The organism is Rhodoferax saidenbachensis, assembly GCF_001955715.1.
Taxonomy (GTDB): domain Bacteria; phylum Pseudomonadota; class Gammaproteobacteria; order Burkholderiales; family Burkholderiaceae_C; genus Allorhodoferax; species Allorhodoferax saidenbachensis.
The window spans coordinates 3,471,387-3,492,484 of record NZ_CP019239.1 but is presented as its reverse complement, the minus strand read 5'-3'; the positions used below and the strand labels follow the sequence as shown (position 1 = coordinate 3,492,484).

The 21,098-nt window shown below is 62.3% G+C and carries 22 protein-coding genes; 14 read left to right on the top strand and 8 right to left on the bottom strand.

The genetic code is table 11. The features are described 5' to 3' along the window. Positions 1-2: 2 nt before the first annotated feature. The gene (locus RS694_RS16665; RefSeq protein WP_029708454.1) at positions 3-614 is read left to right on the top strand and encodes an SCO family protein; all 612 of its coding nucleotides are present in this window, start codon (positions 3-5) and stop codon (positions 612-614) included. Positions 615-628: 14 nt separating this feature from the next. Then, the gene (locus RS694_RS16660; RefSeq protein WP_029708453.1) at positions 629-1,174 is read left to right on the top strand and encodes a cysteine hydrolase family protein; all 546 of its coding nucleotides are present in this window, start codon (positions 629-631) and stop codon (positions 1,172-1,174) included. Between the two features lie 54 nt (positions 1,175-1,228). Here the strand turns inward: RS694_RS16660 and RS694_RS16655 are convergent, their stop codons facing one another. Continuing rightward, a complete protein-coding gene (locus RS694_RS16655; protein ID WP_029708452.1) occupies positions 1,229-2,221 on the bottom strand; it encodes a Bug family tripartite tricarboxylate transporter substrate binding protein in 993 nt (330 codons plus the stop codon). Positions 2,222-2,297: 76 nt separating this feature from the next. After that, positions 2,298-3,239 (bottom strand): RNA polymerase sigma factor RpoH, encoded by a 942-nt coding sequence (gene rpoH, locus RS694_RS16650; protein ID WP_029708451.1) that lies wholly within the window; start codon positions 3,237-3,239, stop codon positions 2,298-2,300. Between the two features lie 133 nt (positions 3,240-3,372). On the opposite strand from rpoH, the gene RS694_RS16645 reads away from it, so the two are divergent. Beyond that, positions 3,373-3,726, top strand: a complete 354-nt coding sequence (locus RS694_RS16645) for a DOPA 4,5-dioxygenase family protein (protein ID WP_029708450.1) — start codon at positions 3,373-3,375, stop codon at positions 3,724-3,726. Positions 3,727-3,742: 16 nt separating this feature from the next. Here RS694_RS16645 and RS694_RS16640 read toward each other — a convergent pair whose 3' ends face one another. After that, on the bottom strand, positions 3,743-4,147 hold the full coding sequence (locus tag RS694_RS16640; RefSeq protein WP_029708449.1) for an MAPEG family protein: 405 nt from the start codon (positions 4,145-4,147) through the stop codon (positions 3,743-3,745). Positions 4,148-4,314: 167 nt separating this feature from the next. Between RS694_RS16640 and RS694_RS16635 the strand changes: the two genes are divergently transcribed. The 5 genes from RS694_RS16635 to RS694_RS16615 all read left to right on the top strand — a co-directional run bounded on the left by RS694_RS16635 (position 4,315) and on the right by RS694_RS16615 (position 8,849). Further along, positions 4,315-6,051: an aldehyde dehydrogenase family protein gene (locus tag RS694_RS16635; RefSeq protein WP_029708448.1), complete on the top strand. Its 1,737-nt coding sequence runs from the start codon at positions 4,315-4,317 to the stop codon at positions 6,049-6,051. Between the two features lie 108 nt (positions 6,052-6,159). After that, positions 6,160-6,717, top strand: coding sequence for a cysteine hydrolase family protein (locus tag RS694_RS16630; protein ID WP_029708447.1), 558 nt, complete (start codon positions 6,160-6,162; stop codon positions 6,715-6,717). Positions 6,718-6,727: 10 nt separating this feature from the next. Further along, positions 6,728-6,991: a DUF1272 domain-containing protein gene (locus tag RS694_RS16625; protein ID WP_029708446.1), complete on the top strand. Its 264-nt coding sequence runs from the start codon at positions 6,728-6,730 to the stop codon at positions 6,989-6,991. A 14-nt stretch (positions 6,992-7,005) separates the two neighbouring features. Then, positions 7,006-7,896 (top strand): EamA family transporter, encoded by an 891-nt coding sequence (locus RS694_RS16620; RefSeq protein ID WP_420805947.1) that lies wholly within the window; start codon positions 7,006-7,008, stop codon positions 7,894-7,896. After that, on the top strand, positions 7,893-8,849 hold the full coding sequence (locus RS694_RS16615; protein WP_029708444.1) for a GlxA family transcriptional regulator: 957 nt from the start codon (positions 7,893-7,895) through the stop codon (positions 8,847-8,849). Before RS694_RS16620 ends, RS694_RS16615 begins: the two co-directional genes overlap by 4 nt. Here RS694_RS16615 and RS694_RS16610 read toward each other — a convergent pair. The 4 genes from RS694_RS16610 to RS694_RS16595 form a co-directional block, all read right to left on the bottom strand. Further along, positions 8,824-9,579, bottom strand: coding sequence for a substrate-binding periplasmic protein (locus RS694_RS16610; RefSeq protein ID WP_029708443.1), 756 nt, complete (start codon positions 9,577-9,579; stop codon positions 8,824-8,826). The two genes, RS694_RS16615 and RS694_RS16610, sit on opposite strands and share 26 nt — an antisense overlap. Before the next feature lie 98 nt (positions 9,580-9,677). After that, positions 9,678-10,433, bottom strand: coding sequence for a substrate-binding periplasmic protein (locus tag RS694_RS16605; protein ID WP_076069834.1), 756 nt, complete (start codon positions 10,431-10,433; stop codon positions 9,678-9,680). Positions 10,434-10,511: 78 nt separating this feature from the next. Further along, positions 10,512-12,113, bottom strand: coding sequence for a gamma-glutamyltransferase (gene ggt, locus RS694_RS16600; RefSeq protein ID WP_037247674.1), 1,602 nt, complete (start codon positions 12,111-12,113; stop codon positions 10,512-10,514). Further along, entirely contained in the window at positions 12,110-13,006 is an 897-nt protein-coding gene (locus RS694_RS16595) for a polysaccharide deacetylase family protein (RefSeq protein WP_029708440.1), read from the bottom strand. Before RS694_RS16595 ends, ggt begins: the two co-directional genes overlap by 4 nt. Before the next feature lie 107 nt (positions 13,007-13,113). Here RS694_RS16595 and RS694_RS16590 point away from each other — a divergent pair, with 107 nt between their 5' ends. Then, a complete protein-coding gene (locus tag RS694_RS16590; RefSeq protein ID WP_029708439.1) occupies positions 13,114-14,352 on the top strand; it encodes a multidrug effflux MFS transporter in 1,239 nt (412 codons plus the stop codon). 5 nt (positions 14,353-14,357) lie between these two features. Continuing rightward, the gene (locus RS694_RS16585) at positions 14,358-14,753 is read left to right on the top strand and encodes a VOC family protein (RefSeq protein ID WP_029708438.1); all 396 of its coding nucleotides are present in this window, start codon (positions 14,358-14,360) and stop codon (positions 14,751-14,753) included. A gap of 173 nt (positions 14,754-14,926) precedes the next feature. Here RS694_RS16585 and RS694_RS16580 read toward each other — a convergent pair whose 3' ends face one another. Next, the gene (locus RS694_RS16580) at positions 14,927-15,775 is read right to left on the bottom strand and encodes a TIR domain-containing protein (RefSeq protein ID WP_029708437.1); all 849 of its coding nucleotides are present in this window, start codon (positions 15,773-15,775) and stop codon (positions 14,927-14,929) included. A gap of 497 nt (positions 15,776-16,272) precedes the next feature. Between RS694_RS16580 and imuA the strand changes: the two genes are divergently transcribed. The 4 genes from imuA to RS694_RS16560 all read left to right on the top strand — a co-directional run bounded on the left by imuA (position 16,273) and on the right by RS694_RS16560 (position 20,979). Next, complete coding sequence (imuA, locus tag RS694_RS16575) at positions 16,273-17,022, top strand: translesion DNA synthesis-associated protein ImuA (protein ID WP_076069831.1); 750 nt, start codon at positions 16,273-16,275, stop codon at positions 17,020-17,022. Next, positions 16,991-18,340 (top strand): DNA polymerase Y subunit UmuC family protein, encoded by a 1,350-nt coding sequence (locus RS694_RS16570; protein WP_029708435.1) that lies wholly within the window; start codon positions 16,991-16,993, stop codon positions 18,338-18,340. Before imuA ends, RS694_RS16570 begins: the two co-directional genes overlap by 32 nt. A 244-nt stretch (positions 18,341-18,584) precedes the next feature. Further along, a complete protein-coding gene (locus RS694_RS16565) occupies positions 18,585-19,625 on the top strand; it encodes an ABC transporter ATP-binding protein (RefSeq protein ID WP_029708434.1) in 1,041 nt (346 codons plus the stop codon). 73 nt (positions 19,626-19,698) lie between these two features. Further along, on the top strand, positions 19,699-20,979 hold the full coding sequence (locus RS694_RS16560) for an ABC transporter substrate-binding protein (RefSeq protein WP_029708433.1): 1,281 nt from the start codon (positions 19,699-19,701) through the stop codon (positions 20,977-20,979). Positions 20,980-21,098 lie beyond the last annotated feature (119 nt).

Sequence of the window (21,098 nt, the reverse complement as noted above, 5' to 3'; positions counted from 1 at the left end):
TCATGCACACACGAACCGCTCTTAAATTCATAGCTGCTTGCGCAATCTCGGCGGGGGCTGCAGGCCTTTTTAGTGCCTGTTCCGAGCAAACGGTGGCGTTCAAGTCCGTCGACGTGACGGGCGCTGACTACGCCAAGAACTTCGAGCTGACCGACCACAACGGCCAGGTGCGCCACCTGACCGACTTCTCGGGCAAGGTGGTCGTCATGTTTTTTGGCTACACCCAGTGCCCTGACGTCTGCCCCACCTCGATGGCGGAGCTGGCCGAAGTGAAAAAGGCGTTGGGCAAAGACGGCGAACGCCTGCAGGGCCTGTTTGTCACCGTGGACCCCGAGCGCGACACGCCTGAAGTGCTCAAGGCCTACATGGCCAACTTTGACCCCACCTTCCTTGCATTGCGCACCACGCCCGACAAGCTGGTGGAACTGGCCAAAGACTACAAGGTGTATTTCAAAAAGGTGGATGGCAAAACCCCCACCAGCTACACCATGGACCACTCCGCGGGTAGCTACATCTACGACACCAAAGGTCAGTTGCGTCTGTTCACGCGTTACGGCAGCGGCGCAGCCGCGCTGACCTCGGACATCCAGCAGTTGCTCAAGCAAGCATCTTGAGCGCGCAGCCCACCATGCCCCATAACTTTGCCCTGCTGGTGATCGACATGCAACGCGGCCTGTGCGAAGGCCCAGGCGCCGCGTTCGACATCAAACCCCTGACCCAACGCATTAACCAACTGGCCAAAAAGGCCCGTGACGTCAAGGCGCCGGTCCTGTGGGTGCATCACGAAGAGGCTGAAGGCGCGTTGCAGCACGGTTCCGCCGGCTGGCAACTCGCGCAGGGGCTGGAGGCGGGGCCCCGTGACATCCTGGTGCGCAAGACCACGCCCGATTCCTTTTTGCGGACCGGTTTGGAGCGGCTGCTCAAGACACACGACGTGGACGCGCTGGTGATCTGTGGCCTGCAGACCGAATACTGTGTGGACACCACGACCCGGCGTGCACTGGCGCTGGGCCTGCCCGTGGTACTGGTATCCGACGGGCACTCGACCAATGACAAGGCCCATCTGCCGGCCGCCCAGATCATTGCGCACCACAACGTGACACTCGCATCGATCTCCAGCTTTGGCCCGCGTGCGCAACTGGTGGCCGCGGCTGACGTGGACTTTGGCGCCTGAGACCGCAAAAAACAAACCGGCCGAAGCCGGTTTGTTGGATCCGCATTGTGTGGCTTATTCGGCTTTGATGCCCTGTTTGGCGATGATGCCGCCCAGCAACGCGGTATCGGATTTCACCCGATTGGCCAAGCCGGCAGCGGATGTACCAGCCACCGTCCAGCCCTGCTGAAACAGCTTTTGCCGCATCTCGGGCGTGCGCACAATCTCGCTGATGAGCGCGGACAACCGAGCCACGATGGGCTTGGGCAGGCTGTTCGGTGCGGCCACGGCGTTCCAGATTTCCAGGTTGAAGTCTTTCACTCCCGCTTCTGACAGACTGGGAATCTCCGGTACCAGCGGGCTGCGCACGCTGCTGGTGGTGCCAATGGCGCGCAATTTTCCGGCGCGAATCTGCACGGATGCCAAGGCGGGTGGCAGCAATGAGAACTGTAGATCGCCTGCGATCATGGCGGTGGCCACCTGCGGATAGCCAGCGTAGGGCACATGCACGGCGCCCAGGCCTGCGCGGGCCTTGAGCAACTCCATGCCCAGGTGGCCCACGGTGCCTACACCAGGCGTGCCGTAGTTCCATTTGTCACCGCCACTGCGGGCTGCGGCCATGAATTCCTGGGCCGTGGCGCCGGGCGCGTTGGCCGGGGCGGTCAGCACCAGCGGCGAAAAGCCGATCAGGCTCACCGGTGTCAGGTCCTTGAGCGGGTCGTAAGGCAGCTTGGGGTTGAGCAGTTTGGCAATGGTCATGTTGCCGTTGATCATCAAACCAATCGTGTGGTCGTCTGTGGCTTTGGAGATGTAGTCGGCGGCAATGTTGCCGGCCGCGCCTACCCTGTTTTCCACAATCACCGGCTGACCCAGCGCCTTGGACAGCGGTTCTGCCAGTGCACGGGCGGTCAGGTCGGGCGATGAGCCGCCTGGGAAGCCAACAATGATGCGTAGCGGCCGGGTGGGCCAGGATGCGTCAGATTTTGGGTATTTTTGGGCTATGGCCCCCGTGGATATTGTGCAAGCAGCTATAAAAAGCGTAGCAATTTTGATGAAATTTTGTCGCATGGTTATGTCTCCGTCATGAAAATGCCCCTGCAGGCCGGGGCCAACAGGGGCATTGTGGCGCAGTCCGTGCCCGTCTTTAGGCGTAAGCCGCCAGCGCCGTCTTCATTTTCTTCATGGCCGCCACTTCGATCTGGCGGATGCGCTCGGCGCTCACGCCGTATTCGGCGGCCAGGTCGTGCAGCGTCATGCCGCCCGAGTTGTCGTCGTTGACCTTGAGCCAGCGCTCTTCCACGATGCGGCGGCTGCGGGCGTCCAGGCTGTTCAGCGCGGTGGCAATGCCGTCGGTGGCCAACACGTCGCGCTGGCGCGCTTCGATCATGGCCACGGGTTCGTGGTTGGTGTCGGTCAGGTAGGCGATGGGGCCAAACGCGTCCTCGCCGTCGTCGGATGGGGACGGGTCCAGCAGCACATCGCCGCCCGACAACCGGGTTTCCATCTCGATGACTTCTTCGGGCTTGACCTTGAGCTCACGCGCCATGGCGTCGATCTGCTCGGGGTTCAGCGTTTCGCGGTGCGTGCCCAGGTCGGCAGCGGCATCGTCGCTCTTGAAGCGTTGCTTCATGGAGCGCAGGTTGAAGAACAGCTTGCGCTGTGCCTTGGTGGTGGCCACCTTGACCATGCGCCAGTTCTTCAGGATGTATTCGTGGATTTCGGCCTTGATCCAGTGCAGCGCGTAGCTCACCAGGCGCACGCCTTGGTCGGGGTCAAAGCGCTTGACGGCCTTCATCAGGCCCACATTGCCTTCCTGGATCAGGTCGCCGTGGGGCAGGCCATAACCCAGGTATTGGCGGGATACGGACACCACCAGACGCAAGTGAGAGAGCACTAACTTACCGGCAGCTTCAAGGTCATTGTCATTCTTGAACTTGCGGGCGAACTCCTGCTCTTCTTCCAGCGTGAGCATGGGCAGGCGGTTGGCAGCCGAAATATAGGCGTCCAGATTCCCCAATGGCGGCACCAGCGACCACGGGTTGGCCACGGCCATAGCGGTATTGGGGGTAGCGATCAAAGCGGACATACAAGAACTCCTTGTGTTCAGAATCTAAATATTAGCACTCTATGGGATTGAGTGCTAAACAAGAAGTTCAATGACCTTGATAGCGATAGGCGAAAGGGCCGTAGCTGTTGTCGGGCCACTTATGCTTGGCAAGATGAATTCCCTGCAACCCTCCTCCATCACCAGTTGGCATGCCCATGTGTATTTCGCCGCCGATAGCCGAGAGATGGCCTGGACGCTGCGCGAACGCATCCAGGTGGAGTTGGCCGGTTTCATGGAGATGGGGCGCTTTCACGAGAAACCCATAGGTCCACACCCGATGTGGAGCTACCAGTTGGCGCTCCCTTCAGCCCACTTCTCTCACGTAATGGGCTGGCTCGCGCTCAACCATGGCGCGCTGGATGTCTTCGTACATCCGAATACCGGCGATGCGTTGCGTGACCACCGCGATTGCGCGCTGTGGTTGGGCCATTCCCACACGCTGAACCTGGCCGTCTTCAGCGCTTGAAGGTTGAGAGGCGGTGTCAGCCCAGCAGCTTGACCAGCATCCACACCATCAGTACCAACTGCGCAGCCCAGAAAGTGGCGCGCACCAGCACCTGGATGGCGCCCACGCCGCTCAGGTGCACAGCGCTCTGGCCGATGCGCGCGTACAGAACCCACGGGGCCAGCGCGTTGATAGTGTCCAGCCGACCGGTAGCGGCCGCCACCAGCACGATGACGGCGAACACCGGCAGGTTTTCCAGGCAGTTCGCGTGGGCATCTTCCAGGCGCCCGATGAAGGGCGCGTCGTCCGTTGGCTTGGCCTTGCGCGGCCAGTGGTTGATCGGGGTTCCGCCCAGAAAGCGCAGCCCTCGGTACAAAAAAACGGTGATGACAAGTGCCAACGTCCAGGCGGCAAAACCCAGCAGGGCTTGGATAGCGGTCATGCGGTCTCCTCTTGAGGGGTGTGCGGCCATTGTGATGGCCCGACCGCCGCATCCCGTGGGGCTGGACTCAGGACTTACCCTAGTGGCGGTCTTTATGTCCCGGTGAAGGCGCTATGCTGTGTTTCGACCCCTCCAGCCGCAGCGCTCGCTGCCAGAAAGCCCCCGCCATGAAACACACCGATCCCAACAGCACCATTCCTTTTGCCGACCTGGACCAGGCCCTCGCCACACTGGCTGCCAACAAGGACGCCTGGGTCAAGACCCCAGTGGCCGAGCGCATCGCCATCCTGGCCGAGATCAAGGAACGCCTGATGCCGGTTGCGCAGGCCTGGGCCGAAACCGCGGGCCGCAAAAAGGGCATTCCCGAAGGCTCCCCGCTGGTGGGCGAAGAGTGGCTCTCTGGTCCCTACACCGTGCTGGGCTATTGCAACCAGATGATGCTCACCCTGTCCCAGGTCGATGGCAAAAAGCACCTGGACGGCCTGCCGGTGCGCCAGCTCTCCAATGGGCAGACGGTGGCCCGTGTGTTGCCCCATTCCCTCTGGGACCATCTGCTCTTGAGCGGTGTAAAGGTTGACGTCTGGATGGAACCCGGGGTCACGCCGCAGACCTTGCGCGCCAACACGGCCGCCACCTACGATGCCGCCAACCCTACCCACAAGCAAGGCAAGGTGGCGCTGGTGCTGGGCGCTGGCAACGTTGCCGCCATTGCGCCACTGGACGTGTTCTACAAGCTCTTCAATGAAAACCAGGTCGTCATCCTCAAGATGAACCCGGTCAACGACTACCTGATCGAATTTCTGGAGCCTGCCTTCAAGCCGCTGATCGACCGCGGCATGGTGCGCATCGTGCGCGGTGGTGCCGACGTGGGCCAGTACCTGTGCAACCATGCGCTGGTGGACGAAATCCACATCACCGGTTCGGGCGCCTCCCACGACGCCATCGTCTGGGGCGTAGGCGAAGAGGGCCGTGCCAACAAGGCCGCAGGCACGCCCAAGAACAACCGCACCATTGGCTCGGAACTCGGCGCCGTGTGCCCCACCATCGTCGTGCCCGGCCCGTGGAGCGCGGCGGACATCCGTTTCCAGGCCGAGCAGGTCGCCACGCAAAAGCTGCACAACAGCGGCTTCAACTGCGTGGCCTGCCAGATTCTGGTGGTACCGCAAGACTGGGCCCAGAAGACCGCGTTTGTGCAGGCGCTGGAAGGTGTGATGGCCAGCTCCAACGCCCGCACGCTGTACTACCCCGGCGCCGAAAGCCGCCTGGAAGGCTTCCAGTCCCACAGCCCCAGTACCAAATCGGTGCCGCGCGCCGGTGCGGCCCCGGTGCTGGTGGCGCCGCTGGACGACAACAACGCCTATGCACGCAACACCGAAGTGTTCGCCCCGGCCCTGAGCGTGAAAGAGCTGCCCGGCACCGACGCTGTGGCCTACCTGAAAGCAGCCATTGAATACGCCAACACTGAGTTGTACGGCACGCTGGGTGCCAACATCGTGATCCACCCGGCCACCATTGCGCAGATCGGTCGTGCACGGTTTGAAGAGCTGCTGATCGAGCTGCGCTACGGCACCATTGCGATCAATGCTTGGACTGGCTTGGGTTTTCTCACACCACAAGCCACCTGGGGCGCGTTTCCCGGCCACACGCTGGACGATGTGCAAAGCGGCATTGGGGTGGTGCACAACACCATGCTCTTTGACAAGCCCCAGCGCACCGTGGTGGAGGCTCCCTTCCGCCCCTTCCCGCGCAACCTGTTGAGCTTCTCGTTCACGATGTTGCCGCGCCCGCCATGGTTCATCACCAACCGCAAGGGCGCCATTCTGGGGCGCCTGCTGGTGGCATTCCAGTACCGGCCCAGCCTGCTCAAGATGCCGCGCATCTTCCTCAACGCATTGCTGGGATAGTCGGCTGCATTGTTGGCGGTTTTTGTCCGCATGTTGTCTGGATAGACGCTGGTGCAGAGGTATTTTGGCCTTTAAGATGCAGCATCTGCTTCTTAAGGAAATCCAAAAATGTCCGCTTCCACCACTGCCCTGGTCATCATCGATGTACAGGAATCGTTTCGCCAGATGCCTTTCTGGTCCGAGACCGATGTGCCAGCCTTCCAGGACGCCTTGTTGCGCCTGGAGGCCGGTTGCCGCGCCCAAGGCGTGCCGGTCGTGCACATCTTTCACGTAGGCCAGGCCGGCGCATTCCGCCAGGAGTCGGGCTTCGTCAAGCCGTTGCCGTGGCTCACTGGCGCGCCCGACGTGCGCTTTGACAAACACACCCACAACGCCTTCACCGATACCGGTCTTGACCTGTGGCTGCGCCGCAAGGGCGTCAACAAACTGCTGATCACCGGTATACGCACCGAGCAGTGCTGCGAAACCACGACACGCGTGGGCTCGGACCTGGGCTACGCGGTCGATTTTGTGACCGAAGCCACGCTCACCTTCCCCATGACCCACGCAGGCAGTGGCCGCACCTATTCCACCCAAGAGATCAAGGCCCACACCGAGCTGGTGCTGCAAGACCGCTTTGCCCGCCTGGTGGATGTAGACACCTGCCTGGCCGGTTTGGCCGCCTGAAGGAGTCACCATGCTGCAACTGCGCCCCAACTGTGAATGCTGCAATGTGGACCTGCCGCCCGCGTCCACCCAGGCCGTGATCTGCACCTTCGAGTGCACCTTTTGCGCGGATTGCGCGCGTGACCATTTGCAGGGCATCTGCCCCAACTGTGGGGGTGAACTGGTGCGCCGCCCCATCCGGCCCGCAGCCAAGCTGCTGAACAACCCGGCCAGTACCGAGCGTGTTTACAAACCCCAGGGTTGCGCCGCCAAGGTTGCGGGCAGCGCTGCATGACGGCTGTGCCCGCACTGCGCCCGCGCGACCTGGCGCTGGCGCTGGTGGTCATCGTGGTGTGGGGCGTCAACTTTGCCGTCATCAAAGTGGGTGTGGCGGGTATCCCGCCGCTGTTGCTGGGCGCGCTGCGTTTCATGCTGGCGGCGTTTCCGGCGCTGCTCTTCCTGCGCCCGCCCAAGGTGCCGCTGCGCCTGTACCTCATCTACGGCATGACAATTTCGGTCGGGCAGTTTGCGTTTCTGTTCTCGGCCATTTATGTGGGCATGCCCACCGGGCTGGCGTCTTTGGTGCTGCAGTCGCAGTCGTTTTTCACCATGCTGCTGGCGGCCTGGTGGCTCAAGGAACACTGGAAAGCCAACCAGATGGCGGGCCTGCTGCTGGCCGCCGTGGGGCTGGTACTCATTGGCAGCGCGCATGGGCTGTCCATGCCGTTGGCGGGTTTTCTGCTCACGGTGGCTGCCGCCGTCATGTGGGCCTGCGGCAATATCGTCACGCGTGCTGTGGGGCGCTACGCGCCCATGAACCAGTTGGCCTTTGTGGTCTGGGCCAGCCTGGTGCCACCGCTGCCGTTTCTGGCGCTGTCGTACTGGCTCGAAGGGCCTGCGGCCATGGCGCAAGCAGTGCAGCACATCAACGGGACGGCACTTGCCGCCATTGCCTACCTGGCCTGGGCAGCCACGCTGTTTGGCTACGGTGTGTGGACCCAGTTGCTGGGCCGTTACCCAGCCAATCGCGTCGCACCTTTTACGCTGCTGGTGCCTGTGGTGGGTCTGACCACTGGCTGGCTGGTGTTTGGTGAAGCGCTCACCGCCATCCACTACGCCGGTGGTGCGCTGCTGATGGCGGGCTTGCTGGTCAATCTGTTTGGTGCACCTTTGTTTGCCCGGTTCGCAAGGAAGACATGACGCTCTCGGTCTGGATGGTGCTCACGCCCAATGTGCTGATGCTGGACTATGCGGGCCCGGCAGAAGCGCTGCGCATGGCCAGCGACATGGGCGCGGGCCTGGTGTTGCACACCTGCGCGCCCCAGTCTGCGATCACGACATCGCTGGGAACCGGCCTGACCGGGCTGGAGCCGCTGCCCAAGCAACTGCCCCCCAACAGCCTGGTGCTGGTGGTCGGCAACAGCAATGAGGTGGAAGACTACGCCACGGAGGCCGCCCACCAAGTGGTGCGCTGGCTACAGCGTGCGCCGCAGGCCGACACACGCTTGGCCAGCATCTGCTCCGGCGCGCTGTTGCTGGCACAGGCCGGTTGTCTGGCAGGGCGGCACTGCACGACGCACCACAGCTTGCTGGCCGATCTGCGCCAAGCGGAGCCCACGGCCACGGTGGAAGAAGACCGCATTTTTGTCGATGACGGCAAGGTGCTCACCAGCGCCGGCATCACCACCGGCATTGACCTGGCGCTGTACATCGTGGAGCAACACGCCGGCCCCGAGCTGGCCGCCCGCGTGGCGCGCCGCCTGGTGATGTACCAGCGCCGCGGCGCACACGACCAGCAAATGTCGCCCTGGCTGGCACACCGCAACCACATGCACCCGGCGGTGCACCGCGCGCAGGATGCCGTGGCGCGTGACCCGGCACGTATGTGGTCGCTGGAGGCGCTGGCGCAAGAGGCCTGTGTGAGCCCGCGCCACCTGAGCCGCTTGTTTGCATTGCACACCGGCATCAGCGTGGTGGCCTACCAGCAACAGTTGCGCATCGCGCGTGCGCAGGAGTTGCTGGCACAGGACGCCACGCTCTCGCAAGAGCGCCTGGCACAGGCCTGTGGTTTTGCCTCAGCGCGTGACTTCAGGCGCGTGTGGCAGCGCTGTGGGGGTGTGGTGCCGGCTAAGAGCCGAGGTTCTGCGCAATGATTTTGGGAATGTCACCGCGCGCGTAGCCGCGTTTGATGATCTGGTTGAACTCGGCCAACCAGGGCTTCATCTGCATGCTCTTGGGAAACGCCAGAAAGTTCGGATCACTGCGCAGCGGTACGGGCAGCACTACCAGCGTGTCGCGCAGCTTCTCCAGCGCCTTGTTGCTGCGCAGAAGTTCTTCAAACCCGGCTTTGCCCGCGTTAAACAGCGCACAGTCCAGGCGGCCCAGCACCAGTTTGTTGACGCGTTCGATGGCCCCTCCATCGCCATCCACCACAAACAAGCCGGCTTCGCGTGCTTTTTCAAAGGCCTCGCCGTAGCTGCCGCCGCGTCCCAGACCGACGCGTTTGCTTTGCAGATCGGACAGGTCCTTGAAATTGAATTGTTTGTCCTTGCGCACCACGATCACCACATCGTCCACGTACACCGGGTCGGAGTAATCAAAGAGCGCAGAGCGCTCCTGTGTCCACGACAGGCCCACGATGCCCCCGGTACCACTGCTGGCATAACGGTAGGCACGGGCCCAGGGGAAGAGTTCAATGCGCAGTGTGTCTTCGCGCAGCTCCTGGTCGGCGTATTGCAGGATGTCGACCAGGATGCCGCGGTTTTTGCCGTCTTGCAGGTACATCTTGGGGTGCGAGCTGTCACCACCGAAGATGGTGAGGTCCACGCTCCAGGCCGCGCTTGCGAGCGACAGCCCCAACAGGGCACTGAGGATTTTTTTCATTGTGTCTCCTTCTTGTGCATTCCAACGCAGCAGAAATTTTCTCTGCGCAGTATGCCGCCTTTCCTGGGGTCTCCGCGTTGCGGGTTATCCCGTGCCGGCTAAGAGCCGAGGTTCTGCGCGATGATTTTCGCAATGTCGCCGCGCGCGTAGCCTTTTTTGATGATCTGGTTGAACTCGACCAACCAGGACCGCATCTGCATGCTCTTGGGAAAGGCCAGAAAGTTCGGGTCGCTGCGCAGCGGCACGGACAGTACCACCAGGGAGTCTTTGAATGGCAAAAATTCCTTGTGGATGCGCAGGGTTTCTTCAAAGCCCGCCTTGCCGACATTGAACAGCGCGCAGTCGATGCGCCCGGCCACCAGCTTGTTCAACCGGTTGCTGGCCCCGTTGTCTTCGTCCACCGCAATCACGCCCGCATCGCGGGCCCTCTCAAAGGCCTCGCCATAACTGGCACCCCGAACAATGCCCACACGCCTGCCGTGCAGATCGCTCAGGACCTTGAACGGAAACTCGCTCCCCTTGCGCACCACCACCACGACCTCGTCAAAAAACAAAGGGTCCGAATAATCGAACAGCTCGTCCCTGCGCTGTGTCCAGGACAGGCCCACAATGCCGCCCTCTCCCGACGCGGCCTGCAGGTAGGCGCGGGCCCAAGGGTAGAGCGCCAATTGCAGCGTGTCGTTTTGCAGGTGCCGGTCAGCGTATTGGAGGATGTCGATCAGGATGCCGCGGTTTTTGCCTTCCTGCACATACATCTTGGGGGGTGAGCCATCGCCGCTGAAAATGGCAATATCGGTGGCCCCTGCAGTGGAGCCCAATAGCAATCCCAACACGCAAGCAATCAGTGGCTTCACCGGAATCCTTTTGTTTGACAGGCGAACAAAGCATAACCTGCAAATTTGTCATAGGTGCCGTGCCATCGTTGATGTACGTTAGCTTGTTATCAGCAAGCCCAACGCCCGCCCATCACTTCGCGGATCATGTGCACCCCGCATGGCCCCCGTCAGCGGATCAATCACGATAGCCCCCGGGTGTCCCATCAGCGGGCTTTGCGCAGGCAGCCTGCTCAGTTCATGGCCGCGTGCGGCCAGCTCCGCAAAGACCGCATCCGGTACATCGTCTTCCAGCTTGAGCGTATCCCGCGCATCCGAGAAAGTCTTGCCCAGCAGAAAGCGGGGACGTGACAGGGCGGTGAGTGGGTCCATGCCGTAATCAATCATGCGCGTCAGGATGGCGGACAAGGTCTGTGGCTGGCCGTCGGCACCCTGCGTGCCGTACAGAATGTGCGGCTTACCCTCCTTGAGGTAGATGCCCGGGTTGAGCGTGTGAAACGGTCGCTTGCCGGGGGCCAGGCAGTTGGGGTGTTGGGCATCGAGTGAGAACGATGCGCCGCGGTTGTGCCACAGCAGGCCGGTGTCGCCGACCATTACGCCGCTGCCCCAGTCAAAGTAAATCGTGGCCAGCATGGACACGGCGTTGCCGGCCTGGTCGGTGGCGCCGATGTACACCGTGTCCCCTTGCTGAAACACATGCGGCCAGGGCAGGGCGCGGTCCATGCGAATGGCGCTGGCGCGTTGGTCCAGGTGCGCGGTAGACAGCAGTCGCTCGATGGGGACGTCCACGTGGTCGGGGTCGGCGACATGGCGGTTACGGTCGATGAAGGCCTGCTTCACCGCTTCTGCCAGCAGGTGGTAATAGTCGGCGCTGCCCTCTGCGATGCTGCGCATATCAAAGCGTTCCAGAATGCCCATGATCTCCAGCGTGGTGATGCCCTGTGTGGGCGGGCGGTGCGCCAGCAGCGTGCCACCGCGGTAGGCCACGCGCAGCGGCGCTTCGATGCGCGCACGGGTGCGGGCCAGGTCGGCGGCGGTGAGGGGTGAGCCCGCATCGGCCAGACCTTGTGCAATGCGTGCGGCCAACTGGCCTTCGTAAAAGTCGCGCGGGCCGCGTTGTGCCAGCGTTTCTATCGTGGCGGCCAGCGCGGGCTGGCGGCGCACATAGCCGTTAGCGGGCACCTGGCCCTGGTTCAGAAAGGCGGGGTAGACGCCCGGCATGGCGGCCGCATCGGACTGGCGGAAGTCGAGCCAGAAGCGCTCGGACTCGGTCATGGCAAAACCATCGCGCGCCAGTTGCAGCGCGGGCGACAGCAGTGTTTCCCAATTCTGGGTGCCGGCCAGCGCGCTGCGGCTGATGTCAAACGCCTGGCCCAGGGTGTCCACCGTGCCGGCGCTGGTCAGCATGGAGCGTGGGCCGCGTGTGGGAATGGCCTGGGTGTACCCGGCGGTGTTTTGCGCCGCCTGGCCGATGCCGGAGATGGTTTGCACGTGGCCCGATGCGTCGGCGATCAGCATGAACGCATCACCGCCGAAGCCGCAGAAGTGCGGATAGGTCACACACAGGGCGGCGGTGACGGCAATGGCGGCTTCAATGGCGTTGCCACCGCGGGCCAACACATCCAGGCCGGCCTGGCTGGCCAGTGCGTGCGGGCTCGTTACCATGCCGCGCGTCGAGGTCGCACAGGTATCTTGTTTCATGGCGTCAGGTGTTGCATGTGCTGGCAGATGGCGCCGGGTGTGGTGATCCACAGCTTGCCGCTGTCGCGTGCCCGGGCAATGTGTTCCAGTGCACGGCGCAGATGCCGCAGCCGGTAGGGTTGGCCCACGATGTAGGGGTGCAGCGCGATGCCCATTACCAGCGGCTGCCGTGCGGACTGCAGCAGCATCTCGTCAAAGTTGTCCACGATCAGGTCGGCAAAGGCGCAGCCGTCCATCTGCCGGCCCATCACCATGGGGATGTCGTTGACCTCCTGCGGGTAGGGGATGGACCACAGCGACTGGCCCGAGCGCGTCTGCATGCGCGTGGGCTGGTCGTCATGGCACCAGTTCAGCGTGTACTGGTAGCCGGTCTCTGTCAGCAGATCGGGCGTGACGCGGGTTTCGGAAATCCACGGCGACAACCAGCCGGTGGGTGCCGCGCCGCTCTCGTGCGCCATGCGTTCGCGGCAATGGGCCAGGAGTGCCCGTTCACCGGCTTCGTCCAGGTCCGACTGGCGCGCCGCATTGGTGTGGCCGTGGCCTATCAGCTCGTCACCACGTTGCACACAGGCCTGGACCAGCTCGGGGCAGTGGTCGTACAGCGCGGTATTGATCAGCGCGCCGGTGGGCAGGCCCAACTGGTCAAACAGTTCCAGGCAGCGCCACGCGCCCACGCGGTTGCCGTACTCGCGCCAGCTGTAGTTGAGCACGTCGGGCTGCGCAGACGGCGGGCCGATGCAGGCACCCAGGCCCTCGCCAAAGGCAAAGTGTTCTAGGTTGAAGCCGATGTACACCGCCAACCGCGCGCCGTTGGGCCAAACGTAGTCGGGCCGGTTGATGATGGGGCTGTAGGCAAAGCGCCCGCTGTCGGGAATGCGTGGGACTGGGTTCATGTGGAAATGGTGAGCAGGAGTTGTGCCATCTCTGGCATGGCTGTGCATTTTGCAGGTCTTCGGTGGCCGTGTTCCAATGATGCGATCTATCTGAAAGACCGTTGTTCATGAATCCAGATGCCCAAAAACTCTGGCGCTCCCCGCAGTGGGCGTTTTCCATTTTGCTGGCCCTTTTGGGCATGTTGGGGCCGTTTTCCATCGACACCTACATTCCTGCGTTTGCGGGCATCGCCCAGTCACTGGGTGCCTCGCCGGTGCAGATGCAGCAGACCTTGTCGGCCTACCTGTTTGGTTTTGCCTTCATGGCCTTGTTCCATGGCGCTTTCTCGGACAGCTTTGGCCGCCGGCCCGTGGTGCTGTGGGGGGTGGCGGTGTTCACCATCGCTTCGGTGGGCTGCGCGTTGTCGCAAAACATTGGGCAACTGATCTTCTTTCGCGCCGTGCAGGGGCTGTCTACCGGTGCAGGGATTGTGGTGTCGCGTGCGGTGATACGTGACATGTTTCCGCCCTCGCAGGCGCAGAAGGTGATGAGTCAGGTGACCATCTTTTTTGGCGTGGCCCCCGCCATTGCGCCCATGGTGGGCGGCTGGCTGCTGATCCATGCGAGCTGGCACGCGATCTTCTGGTTCCTCAGCGGCGTGGGTGTGCTGCTGTGGATTGCCAACTATAAGCTGCTGCCCGAAACGCTGCACCGGGACCAGCGTCAGCCGTTCCAGGTGCGGAACCTGATGGCCGGTTACTGGCAACTGGGCTCGGATCCGCGTTTTGTGCTGCTGGCATTGGCCAGCGGCATTCCGTTCAACGGCATGTTTCTGTATGTGCTCAGTGCGCCGGTGTTTCTGGGGGAGCTGCTGGAACTGCAGCCGCAGCAGTTCTTCTGGTGTTTCATGATCACCATTGGCGGCATCATGGCCGGGGCGTATGTGAGTGGCCGCACGGCGGGCAAGCTCACGCCCAAACGGCAGATCCGCAACGGCTTTGCCATCATGCTGGTGATTGGCGTGGTCAACCTGGTGGCCAATCTGCTGTTCAAGGCCCATGTGTCGTGGGCACTGCTGCCGCTGGGCATCTTTGCCTTTGGCTGGGCGATGATGGTGCCGGTGGTGACACTCCTGGTGCTGGACCTGCACCCGGATCGCCGTGGCATGGCCTCCAGCCTGCAGATGTTTGTGGGCTCCACGGCCAATGGCATCGTGGCGGGCGTGATTTCACCGCTGGTGATGCACTCCACCGTGGGGCTGGCCACGGCCTCGCTCCTGATGATGAGCGTGGGCCTGTGTTCCTGGTTTTACATGCGCCGCCGCTGGCCCGAGATCGGGCAGCACGTGGTGCACGCTGCGGAGTAAGGCATATGCAGTCGATTGCCAACGTGGCCCTGCTGGTGCCCGATTACGACGAAGCCATTGCCTACTACTGCGATGTGCTGGGATTTGAGCTGGTGGAAGACATTGCCATGCCCAACGGCCAGCGCTGGGTGCTGGTCGCACCGCCGGGACCACCGGGCTCCACAGGCACACGCCTGCTGCTGGCCCGCGCCAAAGGCGAGGCGCAAACGCAGCGCATCGGTGACCAGACCGGTGGGCGCGTGTTCCTCTTTCTGAACACCGACGACTTCTGGCGCGACTACCGCGCCTACCAGTCCCGCGGTGTGGAGTTCCTGGAAACGCCGCGCGAGGAAAGCTACGCCACCGTGGCGGTGTTTCGCGACCGCTTTGGCAACCAGTGGGATTTGCTGCAGCCGAAGTAGGTGAGTTGGGCCATGCGGGACGTAGGCATGGGGGCTGGGGAATGTTGGTCGGCCTGCAGACTGCTCTCGAACCAATGCAGTCCCCACTAACGGTGGAAGCGGGCATCCAACGTTTGACGTGAGGGGCGCTTGGAGGCCGTAGGCCGCAAAGAGTCCTCTCGATGTGTGGCCTGCTAGATAACCTTGTTCATATCGACGCTGTAACCAGCATTTCTCAGCTCTTTTGCGACAGCAATGTGCCAAGCGCCATGATCATCTAGAGGCACATAGACCACGCCATTAATGTCGTTTGGGATTTCTGTGCCTGCCTTCACGAGCGCGCAAACGTTACGCCGACCTAGCTTTGAAATTAGATACCCGTGTTCAAAGACGACGTTCTGCCGAGCGCGAGGCTTTGGCGTATCACCCACCAAGCTACCTGAGTCACAAGGCGTATACAGAACCAATGCAAAGCCGACGTTGGTGTGCTCCTCAATTTTCTCGATGATGGTCTTGCCACCACTCACCTGCTCGTGAAGGATTACCGCCTTTAGCCCGAGCTGTTCGACGAATCTTGCCGCCGAGATCTTGGCCAGATCGTCTCGTCCGTGAACTATGAAAACCTTTGATTGATCGAGGATTTCAACCTTCTTGGCTTTGACCTCTGAAAGCATGGCTGGAGTCGCCTTTGATAGATTGGCCTTAACGCGGTCGAACACCTCGTTGGTAATGTCCTTGGTGTGCCTGTCGTACCCAACAATGTCTCTCGGAGAAACGAACATGATCACGTTGGATGGCATGTGATCGTTCTCGTATTTCGAAAGCTCAGCTACTGTCTTCTCGGTCTGCTTAATGGCAATTCGCTTGACCTCTGCTTTGCTGAGGAAGTAGCCATCGAACTGAAAGTCTTCACCTCGAAAGAACGGCATTAGGACTCGTGTCTCAATGTCTGAAAGGTCAGTCTTGTCTAGCTCGAAGTACTGCTTGTTCTTGCTTTGTTTGCCGATCTTTTCGTTTGTCTCGATGACGACTTGAAAGTACATGAGGTTCCCTCTAGATATATATCGATTAATGCTAGCTGTGAAAGAAGGTGCGAGGTAGATTCGTCGGTGCCTAACGCAATGTATAAAGAAAAACCTGCTCGATAAACTGGCGTGTGCTCGATATTTTGGCCATGAAATCCCTATGAAGTCCGCTTGCAGTCTGGCTTTGCAAGCAATGCACGGCTGATTCGTACAGTTATAAAAGTTCTGCGAAATAGAGCAAGCTGGCCGCGGCATTTTGCCGACCCCATGTGTTTTGGTCTATCCCCCATGCGGGGGATTCCATAGCCGTTTTTAGTAGGAATGTTGAAGGTCCATTTCTGGCGGCGAATCGACCGGTAAGGTCAGATGCCACGTCGGCAACGAACGAAAAGCCACAGCCCCACCAACAGACCATCGCCCCTACACACGCCACCCGCAATAGCCTCTGCCACTTGCAGTTTGGAAGGTCGGAATTATACTGTGAATAAATACAGTATTTATTCCAAAGCCTTGCCGTGTCTCGCTCTCCCGTTTCCCTCTCTTTGCAGTCATTGCCGTCCGACGTCTGGCACGCGGACGCGCTGGCGGGGGCACCTGCGCAGGTGCTGGCCACGGGCGACCGGCTGCTGGACGCGCAATTGCCCGGTGGTGGCTGGCCCATTGGCGCGCTGGTTGAGCTGCTGCAGCCACAGGGTGTGCACAGCGAATGGCGGCTGTTGTTGCCCGCGCTGGCACGCTGTGGCAGCGGTCCGGTGGTGCTGGTGGGTGCGCCGCATCCGCCATTTGCCCCGGCCCTGGCGGCCCAAGGACTGCGTACCGCGCGGCTGCTGTGGGTGACGGCGCAGGCGCTGTCTGCGCGCCTGTGGGCTGCCGAGCAGGCCTTGCGTTGCGCGCCGGTGGACGCGGTGCTGGTCTGGCTGCCCGAGGGGCGCAAGGAAGCCGTGCGTTCGGACCAGTTGCGCCGCCTGCAGATTGCGGCGGCCGAACACCACAAGCTCTTGTTTGTGATGCGCCCCGCCACCACGCAGAACGCGCCGTCTCCTGCGGCGCTGCGCCTGCATATGGGCCCGCGCGTTCCACAGGACGGCACGCCCGGCGCACCGGGCGCAGAGGACGCACTGGAAGTGCAGGTGCACAAACGCCGTGGCCCGCCGCTGGCACAGCCGCTGCATCTGGCAGCGCGGCCGGCGCGGCTGTCCATGCTGCTGGCGGCCCAAGCGTGGAGGCCCGGCCATGCACTGGATCGCACTGCAGCCCGCGCCTGATGCCGCGCTGGCAGACCCGCACAGCGCCTGGGCCTGGTGGGCGCTGCAGTTCACGCCGATGGTGGCGCGCGTGGACGACGCGTTGGTGCTGGAGGTGTCGGGCAGCGAACGCCTGTTTGGTGGCCGGGCCGCGCTGGTGGGGCAGATATTCAAGCCAAATCAGGCTCTGGCCCCCGTGGAATGTGCGCAAGGTGCTACTTCTTTGATAGCGCTTGGGCGCCTGTGGGGCGGCGCGGTAGATGCGCCTGCCGACCGCCTGCCGCTGCACGCACTGGCTGCCGCCCGCCCGCACCTGCCATTGCTCACGCGGTTGGGCTGCCGCACCTGGGGCCAACTGCGCGCGCTCCCGCGCGGCGGGCTGGTGCGCCGCTTTGGCGCGGGCTTGGTGGATGCGCTGGACCGCGCCTATGGCCAGCAGCCCGAGGTTTACCCCTGGCTCACGCTGCCCGAGGTGTTTGACATGCCGCTGGAGCTGTCCGCCGCAGTGGACGCTGCACCGGCCCTGCTGTTTGGCGCGCGCCGCTTGCTGGCCCAGTTGCGGCTGTGGCTGCAGGCGCGAAGCAGGGGCGTGCTGGAGCTGGAGCTGTTGTGGGAGTTGGACGCGCGGCGAAGCAATGCAGCACATATAGATAAGCACCACAACGGCGAAGGGCAGGGCCGCCTGTTGCTGCGCACCGCGCAGGCCACACAAGATATGCAGCACTTGCAGCGCCTGATGGGTGAGCAACTCGCGCGCGTGACCCTGCCCGCGCCGGTGCTCTACCTGCGGCTGCGCACGCTGCAGACCCAGGCGCTGGCAGGCGAGTCGTGGAGCCTGCTGCCCGACGAGGCGCGCAGCGGCGACAGCCTGCACCAGATGCTGGAGCGCCTGGGCGCCCGGTTAGGGCCCAGTCAGGTCTTGTGCGCGCAGCAGGCGGCGGATCACCGGCCCGAATGCATGCAGCACTGGCAGCCCTGGGCGGCGCAGGGTAATGAAAGCGCTATGAAAACAGGAGCTGCTCGCGCACATTCCATAAGGGCTACAGGCCTCAATGATGCTGAATTTCCAGCGCAGGCCAGCCTTTACCCCACCTGGCTGCTGGCCGCGCCGCTCAAGCTGGCGGTGCAGCAGCAGTGCCCGCAGTACCAGGGGCCACTGACGCTGCTGGCCGGGCCGCAGCGGCTGGAGGCCGGCTGGCTGGAAGGCGCGCCCGCATTGCGTGACTACTTTGTGGCGCGCAGCGCGCAGGCCGGTTTGGTGTGGATCTACCAGGAGCGCCTGGGTCTGCAGGGCCGGGCGGAAGACGGCGCCTGGTACTTGCACGGCCTGTTTGCTTAAGGGCATGCTGAAACGGTACTTCCGTTCGGGCTGAGCCCTTCGACAGGCTCAGGACAGGCCTTGTCGAAGCCTTCAGCAAGCCACCCAACGCACAGAACCAAGGCGCTGCACCATTTCCACGCGCTTTCCGGCGCACCGGATTGCTGCGACGCAGCACGCCATGCACAAGCAAAGTGCATTTTGCATACAGTGTCTTTAAAAATTGCGTACAAAACCTGGCACAGGCTTTGCGTAAGAGCTTGGCATGAACGCTACCGCCAGCCTCCAACCTGCCGCTATTGAAATTGTCGCGCTGACCAAACAGTACGCACAAGGTAAGCCGGCCGTAGACAACATCAACCTGCGCATCGCCAGCGGTAGTTACTGCTGTTTGCTGGGACCCTCCGGCTGCGGCAAGAGCACCACGCTGCGCATGATTGCCGGGCACGAATCGGTCAGCAGCGGTGACATCCTGCTGGAGAACCGCAACATCACCGACCTGCCCGCCGCCGAGCGCGGCACGGCCATGATGTTCCAGAGTTTTGCACTGTTCCCGCACTTGAGCGCGCTGGACAACGTGGCCTTCAGCCTCAAGATGAAAGGCGTGGACAAGGCCGAGCGCCACGCCAAGGCGCAGGACCTGCTGCAGCGCGTGGCCATGGGCCATCTGGCCGACCGCAAACCGGCCGAGTTGTCCGGTGGCCAGCAACAGCGCGTGGCGCTGGCGCGTGCCCTGATTACCCAGCCGCGTGTGTTGCTGCTGGACGAACCCCTCTCTGCGCTCGACCCGTTTTTGCGTATCCAGATGCGTGCCGAGCTGCGCCGCTGGCAAAAAGAACTGGGACTGACCTTCATCCACGTGACCCACTCGCAGGAAGAGGCCATGGCCCTGGCTGACACCATGGTGGTGATGAACCACGGCGTGATCGAACAGGTGGGCAGCCCGCACGAGGTCTACAACCACCCGAGCAGCGAGTTTGTCGCGCGCTTCATGGGTGGCCACAACGTGCTGGAGACGCCGGACGGCAAGATCGGTGTGCGCACCGACCACATGCAGGTGGCCCCCGCCAGCGACGACACGACCGACGCGCCCCATACCAAACGTGCGGTGATCACCGATGTGGAATACCAGGGCACCTATGTGCTGCTGGGTCTGCAAAAAGCCGGCGCCACTTACACCGCCCACACCACTGCCGAGATATCGGTGATGGTGTCCGAAGCCACCTTTGCCCAGCGGCCCTATGCCGTGGGCGAGACCGTGCAACTGCGCTGGGCGCCCACGGCGGCACACCCGCTGCCGGCCTGATTTTCCCTCCCGTTTCCCCTGTCTTCGCAAGAAGTTTTTAACCCCCTCCCGACCTTCCTCAAGGAGTTTTCCCATGGCTGACGATCTGAAAGACACCCTCTCCACCGCCGCGACCATGCAGCGCCGTAGTCTGCTCAAAGGCACTGCTGGTATCTTGGCTACTGGCATCTTCCCCGCGGTGCATGCTGCCGACCCCATCGTGCTGCGCTACCTGGGCACTGCGGTGAACCAGGACAAGGCAATTGCGGAAAAGTTTGAAAAAGACACCGGCATCAAGATCCAGTACGTGGCCGTCACCACCGATGACGTGACCAAACGCGCCGTGACTGCGCCCAACAGCTTCGACCTGATTGACTCCGAGTACTTCTCGCTCAAGAACATCGTGCCCACCGGCAACCTGAAGGGCATTGACGTCAAGCGCATCAAGAATGCGGACAAGATCACCACCCTGTTCACCAAGGGTGAAGTGGGTGGCAAAAAGGTCGGCGACCAAGGCACCGCACCCAAGAAGGTGATCTACCTGGAAGGCGAAAAGAGCAAGAAATTCTCCGCCACGCCCACCCAATTCATGTCGCTCATCCCCACCGTGTACAACGCCGACACGCTGGGCATCCGCCCCGACCTGATCAAGCGCCCCATCTCTTCCTGGGCCGAGCTGCTGAACCCCGAATTCAAGGGCAAGGCCGCGATCCTGAACATTCCTTCCATCGGCATCATGGATGCGGCGATGGTCGTGGAAGCCATGGGCATCTACAAGTACCCCGACAAGGGCAACATGACCAAGAAGGAAATTGATCTGACGATCAAGACCCTGATTGAAGCCAAGAAGCAAGGCCAGTTCCGCAGCCTGTGGAAAGACTTCAACGAGTCCGTCAACCTGATGGCTTCCGGCGAAGTGGTGATCCAGTCGATGTGGTCGCCCGCGGTGACTGCCGTGCGCACCAAGGGCATTGCCTGCAACTTCCAGCCACTGAAAGAGGGCTATCGCGCCTGGGCGTCCGGCTTCGGCCTGCCCGCCACCCTGTCTGGCAAGAAGCTGGACGGTGCCTACGAGTTCATCAACTGGTTCCTCGACGGCTGGGCCGGTGCCTACCTGAACCGCCAGGGCTACTACAGCGCTGTGCTGGACACCGCCAAAGCCAAGATGGAAGCCTACGAGTGGGCCTACTGGATGGAAGGCAAGCCCGCCACGCAAGACATCAAGAGCCCCAACGGCGATGTGTTGGCCAAGAAGGGCGAAAGCCGCGATGGCGGCAGCTACGAACAGCGCATGGGTGGCATTGCCTGCTGGAACGCCGTGATGGACGAAAACGCCTACATGGTCCAGAAGTGGAACGAGTTTGTGGCTGCTTAACTGTGGCACACCCCCGTCCGGGCGCACTGCGTGTCGCCCGTTCCCACCCTCAAGGGGGCAACACCAGCGGTCTGGCAAAGCCAGTCCCGCGGTGTTTGCTGGAACAGGCGGCGCTACGC